We start from the raw sequence: 16,650 nt of genomic DNA on the forward strand, positions 1-16,650 counted from the left end.
AGGAGCTTGCGCGACAGTGGCGCCGTCCGCGATGGGTCGACGGGACCGTCCAGCGTCGTCATGGTCCCGGCCGATGCGCATCCTCCCCTCGTCCCTGGCCACCCGCATGGCCGAGCGCCTCGGCGCCCTGCGCCACGTGCCGGCGCTGTTCCGCCTCGTCCACGCCGCGAGCCCGCGCCTCCTCGCCCTGAGCCTGGGGCTCCGCCTCGTGCGGGCGAGCCTGCCGGTGCTGATGCTCTACCTGGCCAAGCTCATCCTCGACGCCATCGTGGCCGAGCATGCCCGGCCGCACCCGGGCGGCCTCGGCCCGGAAGACTGGCTGACCGATCCGGCCCGCCGGTACCTCGTCCTGCTGGTGGCGGGGGAGTTCGGACTCGCGATCCTCTCCGACCTCCTCGGCCGGGCCAGCACCCTGGTCGACGGACTCGTCGCCGATCACTACGGCAATGCCGCCTCGCTCAAGCTGATGCGCCACGCCGCCGACCTCGACCTCGCCCAGTTCGAGGACAGTGCGCAGCAGGACCGGCTGGAGCGCGCACGCCGCCAGGTCACCGGGCGGTCCAGCCTGCTGTTCCAGCTCTTCGGCCAGGCCCAGGATGTCATCACGCTCATCGCCTTCGCCCTCGGCCTCGTCGCCTTCGCGCCCTGGCTGATCGTGCTGCTCGGCGTGGCCCTGGTGCCGGCCTTCCTCAACGAGACCTACTTCAACCGCGAGGGCTACCGGCTGGCCTGGACCCGCACGCCCGAGCGGCGCCAGATCGACTACCTCCGGTTCCTCGGGGCCAGCGTCGAATCCGCCAAGGAGGTGAAGCTGTTCGGGCTGAACGGCGACATCGCCGGGCGCTACCAGGCGCTGGCCGGTAGGCTCCTGGCGGACAACCGCGACCTGGCCCTGCGCCGGGCCGGGTGGGGCGGAGCCTTCGCGGCGCTCGGCACCCTCGCGTATTACCTCGCCTATGCCACCATCGTCTGGCGCACGGTGGCCGGGCAGTTCTCCATCGGCGACCTCGCCTTCCTGGCAGGCTCGTTCCAGCGCCTGCGCAGCCTGATCGAAGGCCTGCTCCTCGGCGTCTCGCAGATCGCATCGCAGGCGCAGTACCTCGACGACCTGTTCTCGTTCTTCGCGGTGACGCCGGCGATCCGTTCACCCGCCAACCCCGTACCGCTGCCGAGCCCGATCCGGACCGGCATCGTGTTCGAGGATGTGGGCTTCCGCTATCCCGGCACCGACAAGTCGGGGTCCGAGACCTGGGCGGTGCGCCACCTCAGCTTCCACCTCGCGGCGGGGGAGGTGCTGGCGCTGGTGGGCGAGAACGGCGCCGGCAAGACCACCATCGTCAAGCTGCTGACCCGGCTCTACGACCCCACCGAGGGCCGTGTGCTCCTCGACGGCGTGCCGCTGCCCGCCTACGACCTCGACGACCTGCGCGCGCGCATCGGCGTGATCTTCCAGGATTTCGTACGCTTCAGCTTCACCGCCGGCGAGAACGTCGCGGTGGGGCGCATCGCGGCGCGGGACGACGCGGACCGGATCGCCCGCGCGGCGCGGCGCGGCCTCGCCGATGCCGTGATCGCCCGGCTGCCGCTCGGCTACGACCAGCCGCTGGGCAAGCGCTTCGCCGAGGGCGTCGACCTCTCGGGCGGTGAATGGCAGAAGATCGCCATTGCCCGGGCCTACATGCGCGAGGCCGAGATCCTGATCCTCGACGAACCCACCGCGGCCCTCGACGCCCGGGCCGAGTTCGAGGTCTTCCAGCGCTTTCGCGACCTGAGCCGGGGCCGCTCGGCGCTGCTGATCTCGCATCGCTTCTCCACCGTGCGCATGGCCGACCGCATCCTCGTGCTGGAGGGCGGAAGGGTCCTCGAATCCGGCAGACACGCCGACCTGCAGGCGCGGGGCGGGCGCTACGCCGAACTGTTCGAGTTGCAGGCGGCGGGGTATCGCTGAAGGCCGGTCTCGCCGAGGGTCTGTATCGGACGCGTGAATGCCGTTCGCCAGGGCTGATTGCGAGCCTACGCCCGCCGGTCCTTGCCAACCGGCCCTGCTTTCCTCAGCAGGGTCGCTTCATCCCGATCTCGCCGGGCTTTCCGAAGGGCAGCGTACAGCGTCTCGATGAGAACATGACCGTCCCCGTCATCGGCGATCCGGATGATGGTGTCGCCGTGCTCGACCTCGATGAAGCACGGGGCACAAAGCTCCGGCACGTGGTCGTCGGGTGTAGGGATAAGCGCTGTTCGTTGGGACGGCATCGTGGTCTCTCGTCGGGGCTGGGCGCACCGCCCCGGAGACCTTTCTCGACAGAAAAGCGCCGCCGGAATGCGGCGGCTTGGAATGATCGTTGGTCGTGATCGAACGCAGCCGGCCTATGGCGACGGCAGGCGATAGCGCAAGGCGTTTTTGGCGCGACGGATCATGAGGGCTGCTTACGCCAGCATTCCAGCGTCCGTCAACGAAACGCACATTGACCCCGCCTCCGATGCAACAGGGGCATTCGGGGTCGGCGCCGACCCCTCATGTCCACGCGGCGCGACGCGAAGCTCCTACCGTCCCGCCACCGGCCGGACCGACCACGTGCCCCAGTAGACCGGGCGGCCGAACACGCTGGAGGCGCCCGTTCCGGTCTGGCCCGGGGCCAGGCGATCGAGCCAGGTCAGGAAGCCGGCCTTCGCGCGGTAGTTCGTCGGGGTAGCGAGATTGCCGTAGCGATCGGTCATCCAGAAGTGCTGGCTGCGTCCGAAGCGGCCGGTTCCGTCGCCCCCCGAACGCAGGCCGAGATAGGTGGGCGAGCGCATGATCGCCTGCGGCTCGGAGAACCAGGTCAGGCCCGCGAGCGACCCCGGTGCGAGGTCGGCGGTGTACTGCACGCAGAGGTCGGAGACCGGGCCGTCCATGGTGTTGGCCGGGCGGTTGCAGCGATAGGCCACCACCCAGCGCTCCATGTCCTTGGCCTTGGCGACGCGGATCAGGCTCTGGTTCGGCAGGGGTTGCGCGATGGTACGCGCCGTGGACCAGACCCGGTCGGCGGTGAGGTCGCGGCTGGTGCGCAGGTAGAGGCCCTGGCGTCGGGTCGCGGCGGGCTCGCCGCAATCCGAGGGCAGCACGTCCGTGTAGAAGTAGTGGTAGACGCCGTCGACCACGCTGACGGCGCCGACGAGGTCGGTGCGGTCGAAGCCCTGGCCGGCGCAGTTGCCGACGACCGGCGCACCGGTCTCGTCCAGCACGACGCCGGGGTTCGGCTCGTCTTCGATCCGCGACCGGCCGCGCCGCGACCGCCGCTCGGGCTTGGCCGCGCCGTCCGGCGTCCAGGCCGTGCCTCCCTCGGCGCGGCCGCGGATGTCGAAGCGGGCGAAATCGAGGGTCCGGGCCTGGAGCAGGGCGTGGCGGTTGCCGGATTCGGTCGGCACGGCGGCCAGGAAGAACACGTAGCTGTAGGCGTCCCCGGCCCAGTCGCGGCCCGCCACCGTCATCGGGTGCCGGGCGGCGATGCCCTCGCTGACCGGCACGGGGACCGGAGGGGTTTCACCCCGCCGCCGCCGCCGGCCGCCGGCCTCTTCCCGCCCCGGTCCCGGGCGGGTCACCTCCCAGAGGCGCCCCTGAATCGGCGGCATCGTGGTGGCCAGCGACTCCGGCATCGCGCCCGCGCGCACCGAGCCGCCGTCGAGGGGATCGGTCGCCTGGCGCGGCGCGCAGGCCGCGTCCCCGCGTCTCGCCTTCGCGACAGGCAGGCCTTCGGCCTGGTACACCGCCTGGAGCGGGCCGGTGCCGGGCGTGGTGCGCAGGACCTGGACCCCGCTGACCGCCTCGCAGGCGCGGGGCGCGACGAACACCCCCTCGGCCTCGTTCCCCCGGCAGATCTCGAGGGTGCCGCCGCCGGTGACGTAGCAACTGGTGTCGGGGGTCTGCGCCCCCGCGCCGGTGGTGACGAGGCCCAGGGCCAACGCCGCTGCGGAGATGCGCCGACGTGCGGCGATGAGGGTGGGGCTCGGGTTCGTCACGCCTGAGAGGGGTAATGCCCCCGGGGTATTCGGCAAGGCTCCGCCGTCATGCCATCCACACCGCAAGCGGTCACGTTCCCGTGGCGGAGGACCGTCTCACCCCTCGGCCCGGCTTTCGGTCCCGCACCATTCGGCGATGAACAGCGCCATCGCGGTGGTGATGCGCTGGACGGAAGGCAGGCTGACGCGCTCGTCGATGCCGTGGATGTTGTGGCTGACCGGTCCGTAGCAGAGGGCCGGCACCTCGTCGTAGAGGGCGTGGACACGGGTATCGAGATAGCTCGGCGACATGAAGCTCTGCAGGGTCTCGCCCGTGGCGGCGCGATGCGCCCGGCCCAGCGCCGCCTCGGCCTCAGAGCCTTCCGCCAGGACGTAGCCCTCGGCGAAGAAGCCCTCGAAGGCGACGCGCGGCGGGGTGTTCGACAGGAACGGGTCGTTGCGGGCGAAATCGGCCACCGCCTGCTCCACGGCGCGGGCGGCGTCCCTGGCCGCCACACCGGGATAGAGCGCGATGCGGCATTCCATCCGGCACCAGGACGGCACGGAGGAGGCCCAGTCACCCCCCTCGATCCGCCCGACATTGAGGTTGATGGCGTCGGGCTGATCCGCGAAATGCGGGTGCGCCGCCTTCTCGGCGTTCCAGCGCGCTTCCAGGGCCCGCAGGGCGCCGACCACCCGGTAGGTCGCGTCGATGGCATTGGCGCCGCTCCCCATCTCGCGGACATGGACCGGGCGGCCCCGCACCTCCACCGTGAACCACAGCACGCCCACATTGGCCCGCACGAGCTTCTCGTCCTCGGGCTCGGGGATCAGCACCGCGTCGGCGCGGTAGCCGCGCAGGTGGGTCATCAGGGCGCCGTTGCCGGTGGATTCCTCCTCGACCACGGATTGCAGGGTGACGGTGGCGGCCGGCTGCAGGCCGATCCGCTTCAGCGCGTCGAGGGCGAACAGGTTGGCGGCATGGCCCGCCTTCATGTCGGCGGCGCCGCGCCCATACATCCAGTCCCCGTCGATAACGGGCTCGAAGGGCGGGTGCGTCCAGAGGTCGGCCGGGCCCGGCGGGACCACGTCCACATGGGCCTGCAGGATCAGGGAGCGTCCGGTCTCCGAGCGGGGCCGGTGGATGCCGACCACCAGGGGCGCCCCCGAGTGCGCCTCCGACATCGCCGCCCCGCCGGGATGCGCGGCGAGTGCGGGCCCGTCCATGGTGAAGCGGTCGAGGGCGTAGCCGCGCGCGCGGAATGCGCGGAACACGAAATCCTGGATCGCGTGCTCGGCGCCCCGCGTGGAACCGAACCGCACGAGCGCCTGCGTGTGGGCGATCTGCTCGGGGAACCCGGCGGCGACGGACTCGGTGATGCGGGCGGCGAGCACGGGATCGAGGGGCATCGGCTCTCCTGGGACGGGCATGGGCCCCCAGGGTAACGCTGCCGCCCGGTTTAGGCGAGGAGGGCGGCGGCCAGCGCCAGCGGCAGGGCGAGGAGGGCGGCGGGGCGAATCCAGCCGGGACGGTACGAGACCAGTCCGACCACGAGGAGGGCGGCCCCGGTCAGCGAGCCGATCCACTGCACGGGCCCGAAATTCCAGTCCGAGGTGGCGATGGCCGCTGCGAACGAGGCTGCGATGGCGGCCCAGCCGGCCCAGCGCAGGCTCCGGGCGCGGGTGCGGCTCTGGCTCCCTCCGGCGATCGCCCGGTGGTGGCGATCCATGGACAGGCAGAGGGCGGCCAGGCCCGCGAAGCTCAGGGCGAGGTTGAGGGCGATGGAGAGCGGCGTCATGCCTTCACAAGACCTTTTGCCTTCACAAGACCTTTTGCCTTCACGAAACCTTTTCGCGCGAGATCGTCCCGGGCCATGGCGGTCGAGGCGACCTGGCGCCGGCCCTCGTAGAGCCCGACCTTTCGGGCGCCGAGGGCGAGGACGAGGCCGAGGCCGAGCATGGCGGCGTCGAACCCGAGGAAATCGAGGCCCCGATCCGTGGTGAGCGCGCTCACCACCGGAACCGCGCCGAACAGGAGGCCCGCTGCCAGGCCCATCTCGGCCCAGGCTCGCCGGTGCGGCCGGGCGAGCGGCACCAGGGCGGCGAGGGTCCAGGCGCCGAAGAAGGCCCCGCCCTCCCAGGTCGCCCGATGCGCCAGATCCACGGGGAGCAGCCGGTTGGCGAGGAACAGGGACGCGATGCCGATGGGCAGGCCGAGGATCGTGCCGATGTTGAGCCCGCGCACGAGGCGCAGGCCGAGGCCCGGCGCCTCGCCGGCCTTCGGCATCCGGGCGACGCTCCACAGGACGAGGCCGGTGGCGATGGTGGCCGAGCCCATCAGGCCGCACAGGAAGAACAGCAGGCGCAAGGGGGCGCTCGCGAAATGCGCCTCGTGCAGGCCCGTGAAGCTGGTGAAGACGTGGGCGGCCGGCTTCATCGTGCCGACGCGCTCCACGACCGCGCCGGAGACCGCGTCGAAGGCGATCTGCGGGTGCTGGTGGGCCAGGCCGTGCGGCTCCTCGAACACCGCGACCACGGTGGCGTTGGCGTCGCCCGGATTGTTGACGATGACCATCTCCAGGGGCTCGGAGACCTCGGCCTGCGCCCGCGCCAGGAGCGGCGTCACGGGGGCGGCCTCGGCGGTCCGCCCGGCGGCGGGGCGCCACGTCGTGGTCTGCGCGGCCTCCACGTAGAAGCGCATGTCGTCGCCCTTGTAGGCGGCCGTGACGCCCCAGGGCATGTACATCACGCCGAGGGTGACGATGCCCGTGTAGGTGATCATGAGGTGGAACGGCAGGGCGAGCACGCCGGTGACGTTGTGGGCGTCGAGCCAGCCGCGCTGGGGTGCCTTGTCCCGCCGGAAGGTGAAGAAGTCCGCGAAGATGCGCCGGTGCGTGACGATCCCGGAGATCAGCGCGATCAGCAAAATCATCGCCGCGCCGCCGACGATCCAGCGGCCGAGCACCGGCATCATCTGGAGTTCGTAGTGAAAGCGATAGAGGAAGTCGCCGCCCTGAGTCTCCCGCGCCACGGTGGGTGCGCCGGTCTCGACGTCGAGGGTCGCCTGGCCGAGCGGCGCCTCCAGGTTGTCCATCCAGTAGACCCCGATCAGGGGGCGGTCCGGCTGCGGCAGCGAGACGTACCAGGCCATCGCCTTCGGGGCATGGGTCTTGAGGTAGGCCAGCCCACGCTCCGCGGCCGGGGCCGGCTCAGCGGGGCCGGCGCGCAGCTCCGGGCGCATCCAGAGGGAGATGTCGGCGCGGTAATAGGTGGCGGTGCCGGTGACGAAGACGGCGAACATCAGCCAGCCGGTGACGAGCCCGGCCCAGGTGTGCAGCCAGGCCATGGATTGGCGAAAGCCCTGCCTCATGCCGGCGGCCCCATCGGATTGAGCGAGAGCGCGACCCAGAGGCCGAGCCCGAGCAGCGCCAGGGGCAGGCCGAGGCCGATCGCGGCGCGCGTCAGCGTGCGCGCGGCAAAGACCCACACCACCGCGCCCGCCAGGATCGCGAAACTGAGGAGGGTGGCGGTGGCGACCGCCTCGGAGCGCACCATCGGCAGAGTGAGCGACAGGAAGGCGGTGGCGAGCGCGGCGACGCCGTAGCCGCCGAAGGCCGCGAGCAGCACGCGCGCCGCCACCGCCGAGCGGTAGCGCCAGCCGCGCCTGGAGCGGTCCCTGTCGATGGAGCCGGAAACATTCGCCACGGACAACACCTTCGAGCAGACGGCAACATGCCAATGCGTAACACGCGCCGGCAACAACGGGCGCCGGTCCGGCCCGAGGCGAACCTGGACGACCGGACGTCATCGACGCCAACACCATCGCGCCGGCGCGGTGCGACCCCGCTATAGCGAGCGTGGTCTTGGGGCGGCAAACGCTATGTTATGGAACGATTCCAAACGAATGCCGTGTGAGTCGCACGGGAGCACCGGATCGCGACCGGGTCCGACCGTGGCGGATCGGTTCGATCGCGCCGAAATCGTGTTGACGGACCGCAGGTCTTCTCCTGTGCCGCCGAGGCGCGGCTTACGATAAGGTGGCCGGCAGCGCCCCGCCGAACCGCCCGAGAACCGCGAAGACAGCCATCGTGACCGCAAACGCCTCCCGTCCCCCGATCCGCTTTCGCGGCCGCTCGTTCATGGCCCTGGTGCTCGCCCCGGTGCTGCCCGTCACCGAGTGGCTCGACGACCTCGACGCGCTGGCCCGGCGCTCGCCGGCCTTCTTCGTGGGGCGGCCCGTGATCCTCGACGTCTCGGGGCTCGACCTCGACCGGGACAGCCTCCTCCACCTCGTCGCGGAGCTTGCCGCCCGCGACGTCGCGGTGATGGGCATCGAGGGCGCGGCCCCCGGGCAACTCGGGGCCGGTCTACCGCCGCCCCCGGCCGGTGGGCGCCCGGTGGAGGCGGTGCCTGCGCCGGAAGCGGCCCCGGACGCGCCCGTCGTGCCGGCGGCGCCCGCCCCGTTCCGCTCCCTCATCCTCGACGCGCCGGTGCGCTCCGGCCAGACCATCCTCCACCTCGAAGGGGACATCACCGTGATGGGCTCGGTGGCGTCCGGCGCCGAGGTGATCGCGGGCGGCTCGCTCCACGTCTACGGGGCGCTGCGCGGCCGCGCGATCGCGGGGGCGGCCGGCAACCCGGAGGCGCGCATCACCTGCCGGAGGTTCGAGCCCGAGCTCATCGCCATCGACGGCCTCTACCGCACCGCCGACGACCTCGGCCCCGTGCAGCGCGGGTTGCCGGCGCAGGTCCGGCTGGAGGGCGACGCCATCAAGGTGGCGGCGTTGGAATAGCGGCTTCGCGGAGAACGGGTCGGCGACGAAGACGCGTCTCGGAGGGGACAGGAGTCGTCCCGCCTGCGCAATTGAAAATTGTGGTGCAAGGAACGGGATGCGCGCCCTGGTGGCGTGGCATAGGCGTGGACACGCGCAAGCCGAAAGGACAGCCCCGTGCCAGCCCCTGTGAATCGCACCATGTCGGCTACCGAATCGGCGATGCTGCTCGCCCTCTCCATCCTCTGGGGTGGATCGTTCTTCTTCACGGGCATCGCCCTTCAGGCGCTGCCTCCCGTCACCCTCGTCGTTCTGCGTGTCGGCTTGGCGGCGCTCATCCTGAACCTGAGCTTGCCCCTCGCAGGATTGCGCCCGCCCCGCGAAGTCCGGGTCTGGGCGGCATTCCTCGCCATGGGGCTCCTGAACAACGTGGTTCCCTTCTGCCTCATCGTCTGGGGGCAAACACAGATCGCCTCCGGACTTGCGGCCATCCTGAACGCCACGACGCCGCTCTTCGCCGTTGCCGTAGCCCACCTGCTGACCGCCGATGAGCGGATGACCGGGAACCGGCTTGCGGGCGTTCTCGTGGGCTTCGTCGGCGTCGCCGTGATGATCGGACCCGTCGTGCTCGCGGGGCTGGGCGCGAACGTGCTGGCGCAGCTGGCCGTCCTCGTCGCGGCGCTGTCCTACGCGGTCGCGGGGGTGTTCGGCCGGCGCTTCAGGGCGATGGGCGTGGCGCCGATGGCGACGGCGGCCGGGCAGGTCACGGCCTCCACACTGCTGCTGCTGCCGGTGGCGATCATCGTGGATCGGCCATGGACGCTCCCCGTGCCGGGCCTGCCCGTCTGGGGTGCGGTGCTCGGGATCGCGGTCTTGTCCACCGCGCTGGCTTACGTGCTGTACTTCCGCATCCTGGCGACGGCTGGTGCGACGAACCTCTCGCTGGTCACCTTTCTCATCCCGATCTCGGCCATCATGCTGGGCACCCTCGTCCTGGGCGAGCACCTCGATCCCAGGCACTACCTCGGTATGGCCCTCGTCGGCTGCGGCCTCGCGGCCATCGATGGGCGGCTTCTGCGCTTCGTCAGACCGCCGCGACCGGGTCCTTCCCGCCCCGATGCCCCCGAGATCCATCAGGGGCAGGACATCTGACCGGTCGAGCCGTCAGGTCTGGAGATGGGAAGACGCCATCGGAGTTCGGTTCGTGCCGACAGCAGGTCCCGACCCCAGGCGGCTACCGCCCCGTCCACACGGGCGGGCGCTTGGCCAGGAACGCCTCCATGCCCTCGCGAAAGTCCGCGCTGGTGTAGCAGAGGCGGATGAGGTCGTCGCCGGGGCGGGTCTCGCCCTCGGCGTCCTCGCCCTGGAGGCGGCGGAGCCCCTCCTTCGTCGCCCGCAGGGTGAGGGGGGCGTGGCCCGCCACCAGGGTCGCGAGGTCCGTGGCACGCTGTGCGAGGGCCTGCGGATCCTCGACCACGTCGCCGACGAAGCCGATGGCCAGCGCCTCCTCGGCCCCGATGAGGCGGGCGGTGAAGATCATATCCTTGACCCGCGCCGGGCCGATCAGGTTCGAGAGCCGGCGCAGATTGCCCAGCGACAGGCAATTGCCGAGCGTCCGGGCGATGGGAAAGCCGATCCTGGCGTCGCGGGTGGCGATACGCAGGTCGCAGGCCGCCGCGATGGCCGCGCCGCCGCCGGTGCAGGCGCCGGCGATCGCCGCGATGGTCGGAACGGACAGGCGTTCCAGGGCGCCCATCACCAGGTCCATGAAGCGCTCGTAGTCGATCGCGTCCTGCCCGGAGGTAAAGCCGCGGAACTGGGCGATGTCCGTGCCCGCCGCGAAGGCCCTGTCGCCCGCTCCGGTGATGATCAGCGCCTTGATATCCGCATCGGCCTCGATGCGCGCGCAGGTGTCGATCAGCCCCTGGTACATGCCGAAGGTCAGCGCGTTGCGCGCCTGCGGCCGGTTGAGGGTGACGCGGCCGATGCCGTCCTCGGCCGCGTACAGGATCTCGTCGGTGCTGGTCATCGGGTCCCGGCGTCTCGCATGGGCGGATCGAACCCGCCCATGTCGCCCATCGCAGCCAGCCCCGGCAAGGCGGCTCAGAACACCGAGGGTACGAACATCTCGGCCGGCACGGGATGGCGGGTGTAGTCGTCGTGGCGCTCGCGGTCCGGCAGGTGCACGGGCGGGTGCTCGACGTCGCCGTAGGGGATCTGCGTCAGGAGGTGGCTGATGCAGTTGAGGCGGGCGCGCTTCTTGTCCACCGCCTCGACCACCCACCACGGCGCCTCCGGGATGTGGGTGCGGGCCAGCATGTCTTCCTTGGCCTTCGTGTAGTCCTCCCAGCGGCGGCGGGACTGCACGTCCATCGGCGAGAGCTTCCACTGCTTCAGCGGATCGTGGATGCGCATGTTGAAGCGGAAGGCCTGCTCGTCGTCGGTGATCGAGAACCAGTACTTCAGCACGATGATCCCGGAGCGGGTCAGCATGCGCTCGAACTCGGGCACGGAGCGGAAGAACTCCTCGACCTCGTCGGGCGAGCAGAAGCCCATCACGCGCTCGACGCCGGCGCGGTTGTACCAGGAGCGGTCGAACAGCACGATCTCGCCGCCGGCCGGCAGGTGCGTGACGTAGCGCTGGAAGTACCATTGCGTGCGCTCGCGCTCGCTCGGGGCCGGCAGCGCGGCCACGCGGCAGACGCGCGGGTTGAGGCGCTGGGTGATGCGCTTGATGACGCCGCCCTTGCCCGCCGAATCGCGGCCCTCGAAGATCACGACGACGCGCAGCTTCTGCGCCTGGACCCAGTCCTGGAGCCGCACCAGTTCGTGCTGGAGGCGGAAGAGTTCGCGGAAATAGACCTTGCGGTCGAGGCCCGCCGGACGCGCGGGCTGGCCGAGTTCGTCGGCCAGGCGTTCGAGGCGCTCGTCCTCCATCTCGAGTTCGAGTTCCTCGTCGAAATCGTCCGCGACCTCCCGGCGGATGGCCTCGACCTCCGCTGCCCGCTGCGCGCTGTCCATCTCGTGATCCACCCCGTGCCGAACGTCCGGCGGGCTTAGATCACCGTTTCATGACAGCCTTGATACGGCAGGGACCCGATACCGCAGGGATCCGGGAACGCGACCGGCTCCCGACGTGTTGATGGTCAAGCTGCGCCATTTCTCCACTTGGCGCCCCACACGAACGAGGGTCATCCCATGAGCCTGATCGGACGCATCGTCACCAAGCTCCTCGGCAACGAGGACCGTCCCGTCGTGCGCGACGAGCGCAACTACGAGTCCGGCACCCCGCTCGGCCGTCTCGTGACCAAGATCCTGCGCAAGTAGAGCGATCGGCCGGGCGGTTCAGGCCGCCCGGCGCTTGGACTTCTTCTCGCGCCCCTGCCCGGGGGCGCGCTGGCCGGCGCGGGCCCGGTCGAGGACGAATTTCGCGTAATCGTCCATGTCGCCGGAGAACGGCTTGACCGTGTTGTCGGCCGCGAGCCACAGGCGGTCGGCCACGAGTTCCATCAGCGAACGATCGTGGGTGATGAGGATGACCGCTCCGCCGTAGTCGTTCAGCGCATCGAGCAGGGCTCTGCGGCTGTCGATGTCGAGGTGGTTGGTCGGCTCGTCGAGGATGAGCAGGTGCGGTGCCTGCATCGCCACGAGGTTGAGGAGCAGGCGTGCCCGCTCGCCGCCCGAGAGCGCATCCACCGTCGTCTCCTGCTTGTCGAAGGGAAGGCCGAAGCTCGCGAGCTTGGCGCGCCGCGCCGATTCGCTGTCATCGGGCCGCTCGCGCCGGATGATGGCGAGCGGCGTGTCCTTCGGGTCCAGCGCCTCGATCTGATGCTGGTGGAACCAGCCGACCTGGACCCGTCCCTCCCGCACCATCCGGCCGTCCCGCACCTGCAGCGCGCCCGCCGCCATCTTGGCGAAGGTCGACTTGCCGGCGCCGTTGACGCCGAGCAGCCCGATGCGGTCGTCCACGTCGAGGGTGAGGTTGAGGTCACGCAGCACCGGCGCATCGTCGCCGTAGGCGATGGTGGCGTCGGTCAGGTGCATCAGCGGCGGCGCCAGGGGGCGCTTCGGCGAGGGCAGGTGGAACGGGGCCACGTGCTCCTCGATCGTGGTGGCGATCGGCTCCAGCTTGGCGAGGCGCTTGACGCGGGACTGCGCCTGCGCGGCCTTCGAGGCCTTGGCCTTGAAGCGGTCGATGAAGCTCTGGAGATGCGCCCGCTCTGCCTCCTGCTTCTGCTTCGTGGACGCCTGCAGGCGGGCCTTCTCCGCCCGGCGCTTCTCGAAATCGTCGTAGCCGCCCGTATAGAGTTCCAGCTTCTCGCCGGCCACGTGCAGGATCGCGTCGACCGAGTTGTTCAGCAATTCGCGGTCGTGGCTGATGATCAGGGCCGAATGCGGGTAGCGCTTGAGCCGGGCCTCCAGCCACAGGGCGCCTTCCAGGTCGAGGTAGTTGGTCGGCTCGTCGAGGAGCAGCATGTCGGGCTCGGCGAAGAGCGCGGCGGCGAGTGCCACGCGCATGCGCCAGCCGCCCGAGAACTCCGCCATCGGCCGGGTCAGGTCCTCCACCGAGAAGCCGAGGCCCGCCAGGATCTCGCCCGCCCGCGCCGGCGCACGGTCGGCGTCGATCTCGATGAGGCGGGCGTAGATCTCGCCCATGCGCTCGGGGGCGGCGGTCTCGAGTTCGGCGTTCAGGGACTCCCTCTCCACGTCCGCCGCCAGGATCGTGTCGATGAGGCTGACCGGCGTCGCCGGATGCTCCTGGTCGACGGAGGCGACCCGTGCGGTCTTCGGAAGCAGGATGGCGCCGCCATCGGGCTGCAATTCGCCGAGGATGATCTTGAAGAGGGTCGACTTGCCGACGCCGTTGCGGCCCACCAGCCCGACCTTGGAGCCCGGCGGCACGGCGACGCTGGCGCGGTCGAAGAAGCGCCGGCCCCAGGCGTTGAAGGTGAGGTCTTCGATCTGGATCATGCTGTGGGTTCGCCGGGGCGCGGGCACCGAACGGACCCGGACGCGGCGCGAACCTTATCGCACCGCACCATGCGGCGCGAGGGGCGTGGCGCGCAACCGGCCCCCTCGCGCCGCGCGCCCTTACTGCGCGGCGACGACGGACGCCTTCACGAGGGGAGCCACCGGGACGCTCTTGCGCCAGAACGTGCCGGTGCGCCCGGCGGCGTAGCCGGCTTCGTAGAGGCTGCGCATGTAGCCGGTGTCGAAGCCGCGGGCGGTGGTGGTGTTGGGCGCCGACTCGTCGATATAGGCGAGGTTGAAGCCGATGCCGTTGGTGCGGGTGAAGGCGTAGGTGGCGGCGAGGGTGGCGCGGCTGCGGGCGCGGCTCGCGGTGGTGAAGGAGCGCTCGACGATGGAGAGCGTGTTGTTCTGGGCGAGGTCGAATTCCGGCTCTAGGCGGCCGTTGATGATGACGTAGATGTCGGATTTGGCGCCCGCCTTGAACCGACCGTCGCGCAGCAGGAAGGATTGCGGCAGGGTGAACACCGGCGTCACCACCGAGCCGTCCACGTGCATCTCCTGGAAGGTGCGCTCGGCCGCCTGCACCCCGATGAGCTGGGGCGGGAAGACCGCCGGAATGCTGGCGGACGCCGTGAGCACGTCGGTGAACAGGTCGACCGCTGCCGGACCCCCGCTCGCGGCGATCGCGCCCATGTTCCAGATCACGGCGCGCTGCGTGTCGAGGTTGGTGGTCACCACCAGGAGGCGGCGGCCCTTGGCATGCTGGGCGGCCACCGCCGCGAGGAAGTCCGGCGTCACGTAGCGGCGCACGAGGTCCCGCAGGCGCCCGTCCCCGAACAGGCCCGAGCCGAACAGCACGTTGGCGAAGCTCGGCGACTGCACCAGGGTGGAGGCGATGCCGCTGGTGTAGATGTCCTTCAGGTAGGCGTCGTATTCCGGCCCGACGAAGGCGAAGGGCGCGATGAGCGCGCCCGTGGAGACGCCGGAGACGAGGGAGAATTCCGGACGCTTGCCCGATTCAGTCCAGCCGTTGAGAACGCCTGCCCCATAGGCACCGTCGCCGCCGCCGCCCGAGAGGGCGAGATAGGCGAAGGGAACGCGGCTGTTCTCGGGCCGCGCCGACATCTCCGTGAAGGTCTTCTCCGAGGCGTCGGCATAGGCGCGGACGTTCGGATCCAGCCCCACCGGCACGGCGGCGGCGGCCTCGCTCGCGGTGTAGGGAATGCGTGGCGTGGAGCCACAGGCGGCAAGCTGGCCGGTGAGGAGCAGGGCGACGAGGCCCCGCGACCATCCAAGACGACGCATGTTCGTTCTGTCCAATGCCACGCTTTAGAAGGCCCGACCTCGATCGCAAGCCTAGCACGGAAAATGAGCTTGACCGTTCATGCGTTCCCGTGGCGCTTCAACGCGTCAGGGTGTGTGACTTCCGGGCCGCAGGCGCCGGGATCGGGGCGGTCGCCGGGACCGCGAGCCGAGCGCCCGGCGGCCGCATCGGCCCTCGCCCTCGGAATGAACCTACGCCGCTCGGCGTCGTTGGGCATCAGACGGCGACGGTTGTTCGTCTCCGTCCGATCGCGACATCCCACTCTCCTTGGTGACGGCTGCCCAGGCCGCCTGCCCGCACATCGCGCGGCAGCCGGGCCGTGCGCCGCGAAGGTCGTGACGGTGTCCAGGGCCCAAGGGGGAGAGCGGACGCGATGGAACGAGACGACGCCTGGCACATGACCGGCGACCTGATGGTCGAGGATGGCAAGGGCGATCCCTTCGCCGCCGCCATCCGCGCGACCCGGATGCCGATGATCGTCACGGACCCGCGTCGGGACGACAATCCGATCGTCTTCGTCAACGACGCGTTCCTGCGGCTCTCCGGCTACGAACGCGACGAGATCATGGGGCGCAACTGCCGCTTCCTGCAGGGCCCCGAGACGGACCCGAATGCGGTCCGGCAGATCCGCGACGCGGTGGCCGCGCGCCGCGACATCTCCGTCGACATCCTGAACTACCGCAAGGACGGCGGCATGTTCTGGAACGCTCTGTACATGAGCCCGGTCATCACCGAGGCGGGCGATCTGCACTACTTCTTCGCATCCCAGCTCGACGTCACCGACCGGATCGATGCGCAGATGCGGACGCAGACCGAGAAGGAGCATTTCGAGCGCGAGGTGGCGCACCGGACCCGGGAATTGTCGGAGGCCCTGGCGGCCAAGACGATGCTCGTCCACGAGGTTGACCATCGGGTGAAGAATAACCTGCAGATGGTGGCCTCGCTGCTCACCCTGCAGACCCGGACCATCTCCGACCCGACCGCACGCGATGCGATGAAGTCGATGCTGTCGCGGGTCGAGGCCCTGGGGACGGTGCACAAGCGGCTCTACCAGTCGCACGACGTGCAGCGCTTCGACGTCGCCGAGTTCGCCCGCGAACTCGCCTCCGACCTCGTGCGCGGGTCCGGTCGCTCCGGCATCAGCCTGCACCTCGACCTGGAATCGGTGGAGGTGCCGGTGGAGAAGGCCCCGCCGGTGGCGCTGATGATGAACGAGCTCATCACCAACGCGCTCAAGCACGCCTTTCCCGGCGACCGGCCGGGTCGTCTCTCGATCACGGTCCAGCCCGACGGCTCCACCTTCGGCATCCGGATCGTCGACGACGGCATCGGCATGCCCCGGGAGGTCGTCGGCTCCCGGTCCTTCGGCAAGCGCCTGATCGAGAGCTTGGCGCGTCAGCTCAATGCCAGCATCGCCTGGCAGCCGGCCGATCCCGGAACCCTGGTCGATATCCGACTTCCGCGCGGCTCGGCCGGCGCGCCGGAGGGCCCGGGCGCAAGCCCCTCCGGGGCCTGATCGCGGACGCCGAAGCGCTCATCCCGATACGGTTCGAGTTCCTCGCCGCGGATGCGGGCCACCGGGGTCGCCGCCGAGCCCTTCACCGAAGT

14 protein-coding genes are annotated in these 16,650 nt (G+C 70.5%); 5 read left to right on the forward strand and 9 right to left on the reverse strand.

The annotated features are described in order from the left end of the window. The first annotated feature begins 73 nt into the window (after positions 1 to 73). Positions 74 to 1,948: an ABC transporter ATP-binding protein gene (locus tag OF380_RS09810; protein ID WP_264050575.1), complete on the forward strand. Its 1,875-nt coding sequence runs from the start codon at positions 74 to 76 to the stop codon at positions 1,946 to 1,948. Between the two features lie 593 nt (positions 1,949 to 2,541). On the opposite strand, the gene OF380_RS09815 is transcribed toward OF380_RS09810, so the two are convergent. From OF380_RS09815 to OF380_RS09835, 5 genes are read right to left on the reverse strand one after another with little or no spacing between them, the layout of a single operon-like run. Next, complete coding sequence (locus OF380_RS09815; RefSeq protein WP_264050576.1) at positions 2,542 to 4,032, reverse strand: hypothetical protein; 1,491 nt, start codon at positions 4,030 to 4,032, stop codon at positions 2,542 to 2,544. A gap of 60 nt (positions 4,033 to 4,092) precedes the next feature. Beyond that, on the reverse strand, positions 4,093 to 5,385 hold the full coding sequence (locus OF380_RS09820) for an ArgE/DapE family deacylase (protein ID WP_264050577.1): 1,293 nt from the start codon (positions 5,383 to 5,385) through the stop codon (positions 4,093 to 4,095). A 50-nt stretch (positions 5,386 to 5,435) separates the two neighbouring features. Beyond that, a complete protein-coding gene (locus OF380_RS09825) occupies positions 5,436 to 5,774 on the reverse strand; it encodes a DUF3325 domain-containing protein (RefSeq protein WP_264050578.1) in 339 nt (112 codons plus the stop codon). After that, entirely contained in the window at positions 5,771 to 7,345 is a 1,575-nt protein-coding gene (locus OF380_RS09830) for a PepSY-associated TM helix domain-containing protein (protein ID WP_264050579.1), read from the reverse strand. Before OF380_RS09830 ends, OF380_RS09825 begins: the two co-directional genes overlap by 4 nt. Further along, complete coding sequence (locus tag OF380_RS09835) at positions 7,342 to 7,680, reverse strand: iron transporter (protein ID WP_264050580.1); 339 nt, start codon at positions 7,678 to 7,680, stop codon at positions 7,342 to 7,344. Before OF380_RS09835 ends, OF380_RS09830 begins: the two co-directional genes overlap by 4 nt. 434 nt (positions 7,681 to 8,114) lie before the next feature. Here OF380_RS09835 and minC point away from each other — a divergent pair, with 434 nt between their 5' ends. Continuing rightward, entirely contained in the window at positions 8,115 to 8,768 is a 654-nt protein-coding gene (minC, locus tag OF380_RS09840) for a septum site-determining protein MinC (protein ID WP_264051273.1), read from the forward strand. A 180-nt stretch (positions 8,769 to 8,948) separates the two neighbouring features. After that, positions 8,949 to 9,899 (forward strand): DMT family transporter, encoded by a 951-nt coding sequence (locus OF380_RS09845; protein ID WP_264050582.1) that lies wholly within the window; start codon positions 8,949 to 8,951, stop codon positions 9,897 to 9,899. Positions 9,900 to 9,981: 82 nt separating this feature from the next. Here OF380_RS09845 and OF380_RS09850 read toward each other — a convergent pair whose 3' ends face one another. Together OF380_RS09850 and ppk2 are read right to left on the reverse strand one after the other, a co-directional pair. After that, the gene (locus tag OF380_RS09850) at positions 9,982 to 10,776 is read right to left on the reverse strand and encodes an enoyl-CoA hydratase/isomerase family protein (RefSeq protein WP_264050583.1); all 795 of its coding nucleotides are present in this window, start codon (positions 10,774 to 10,776) and stop codon (positions 9,982 to 9,984) included. 74 nt (positions 10,777 to 10,850) lie between these two features. Continuing rightward, positions 10,851 to 11,768: a polyphosphate kinase 2 gene (ppk2, locus tag OF380_RS09855; RefSeq protein ID WP_264050584.1), complete on the reverse strand. Its 918-nt coding sequence runs from the start codon at positions 11,766 to 11,768 to the stop codon at positions 10,851 to 10,853. 177 nt (positions 11,769 to 11,945) lie between these two features. Between ppk2 and OF380_RS09860 the strand changes: the two genes are divergently transcribed. Continuing rightward, on the forward strand, positions 11,946 to 12,074 hold the full coding sequence (locus OF380_RS09860) for a TFIIS helical bundle-like domain containing protein (RefSeq protein WP_264050585.1): 129 nt from the start codon (positions 11,946 to 11,948) through the stop codon (positions 12,072 to 12,074). A gap of 18 nt (positions 12,075 to 12,092) precedes the next feature. Here the strand turns inward: OF380_RS09860 and OF380_RS09865 are convergent, their stop codons facing one another. Both OF380_RS09865 and OF380_RS09870 read right to left on the reverse strand, forming a co-directional pair. Next, positions 12,093 to 13,718, reverse strand: coding sequence for an ABC-F family ATP-binding cassette domain-containing protein (locus OF380_RS09865; protein ID WP_264050586.1), 1,626 nt, complete (start codon positions 13,716 to 13,718; stop codon positions 12,093 to 12,095). A gap of 120 nt (positions 13,719 to 13,838) precedes the next feature. Further along, positions 13,839 to 15,023 (reverse strand): patatin-like phospholipase family protein, encoded by a 1,185-nt coding sequence (locus tag OF380_RS09870; protein WP_264050587.1) that lies wholly within the window; start codon positions 15,021 to 15,023, stop codon positions 13,839 to 13,841. Between the two features lie 392 nt (positions 15,024 to 15,415). Here OF380_RS09870 and OF380_RS28695 point away from each other — a divergent pair, with 392 nt between their 5' ends. Continuing rightward, positions 15,416 to 16,558, forward strand: coding sequence for a histidine kinase dimerization/phosphoacceptor domain -containing protein (locus OF380_RS28695; protein ID WP_318784584.1), 1,143 nt, complete (start codon positions 15,416 to 15,418; stop codon positions 16,556 to 16,558). The last annotated feature ends 92 nt before the right edge of the window (positions 16,559 to 16,650 follow it).

This window comes from Methylobacterium sp. FF17 (assembly GCF_025813715.1).
Lineage (GTDB): Bacteria > Pseudomonadota > Alphaproteobacteria > Rhizobiales > Beijerinckiaceae > Methylobacterium > Methylobacterium flocculans.

Excerpts from the sequence above, each read along its gene's own strand:
- OF380_RS09820 (WP_264050577.1), bottom strand. The coding sequence starts at position 5,385 with ATGCCCCTCGATCCCGTGCTCGCCGCCCGCATCACCGAGTCCGTCGCC.
- ppk2 (WP_264050584.1), bottom strand. The coding sequence starts at position 11,768 with ATGGACAGCGCGCAGCGGGCAGCGGAGGTCGAGGCCATCCGCCGGGAG.
- OF380_RS09845 (WP_264050582.1), top strand. The coding sequence starts at position 8,949 with ATGTCGGCTACCGAATCGGCGATGCTGCTCGCCCTCTCCATCCTCTGG.
- minC (WP_264051273.1), top strand. The coding sequence starts at position 8,115 with ATGGCCCTGGTGCTCGCCCCGGTGCTGCCCGTCACCGAGTGGCTCGAC.
- OF380_RS09860 (WP_264050585.1), top strand. The coding sequence starts at position 11,946 with ATGAGCCTGATCGGACGCATCGTCACCAAGCTCCTCGGCAACGAGGAC.
- OF380_RS09850 (WP_264050583.1), bottom strand. The coding sequence starts at position 10,776 with ATGACCAGCACCGACGAGATCCTGTACGCGGCCGAGGACGGCATCGGC.
- OF380_RS28695 (WP_318784584.1), top strand. The coding sequence starts at position 15,416 with ATGGAACGAGACGACGCCTGGCACATGACCGGCGACCTGATGGTCGAG.
- OF380_RS09830 (WP_264050579.1), bottom strand. The coding sequence starts at position 7,345 with ATGAGGCAGGGCTTTCGCCAATCCATGGCCTGGCTGCACACCTGGGCC.
- OF380_RS09870 (WP_264050587.1), bottom strand. The coding sequence starts at position 15,023 with ATGCGTCGTCTTGGATGGTCGCGGGGCCTCGTCGCCCTGCTCCTCACC.
- OF380_RS09810 (WP_264050575.1), top strand. The coding sequence starts at position 74 with ATGCGCATCCTCCCCTCGTCCCTGGCCACCCGCATGGCCGAGCGCCTC.
- OF380_RS09825 (WP_264050578.1), bottom strand. The coding sequence starts at position 5,774 with ATGACGCCGCTCTCCATCGCCCTCAACCTCGCCCTGAGCTTCGCGGGC.
- OF380_RS09865 (WP_264050586.1), bottom strand. The coding sequence starts at position 13,718 with ATGATCCAGATCGAAGACCTCACCTTCAACGCCTGGGGCCGGCGCTTC.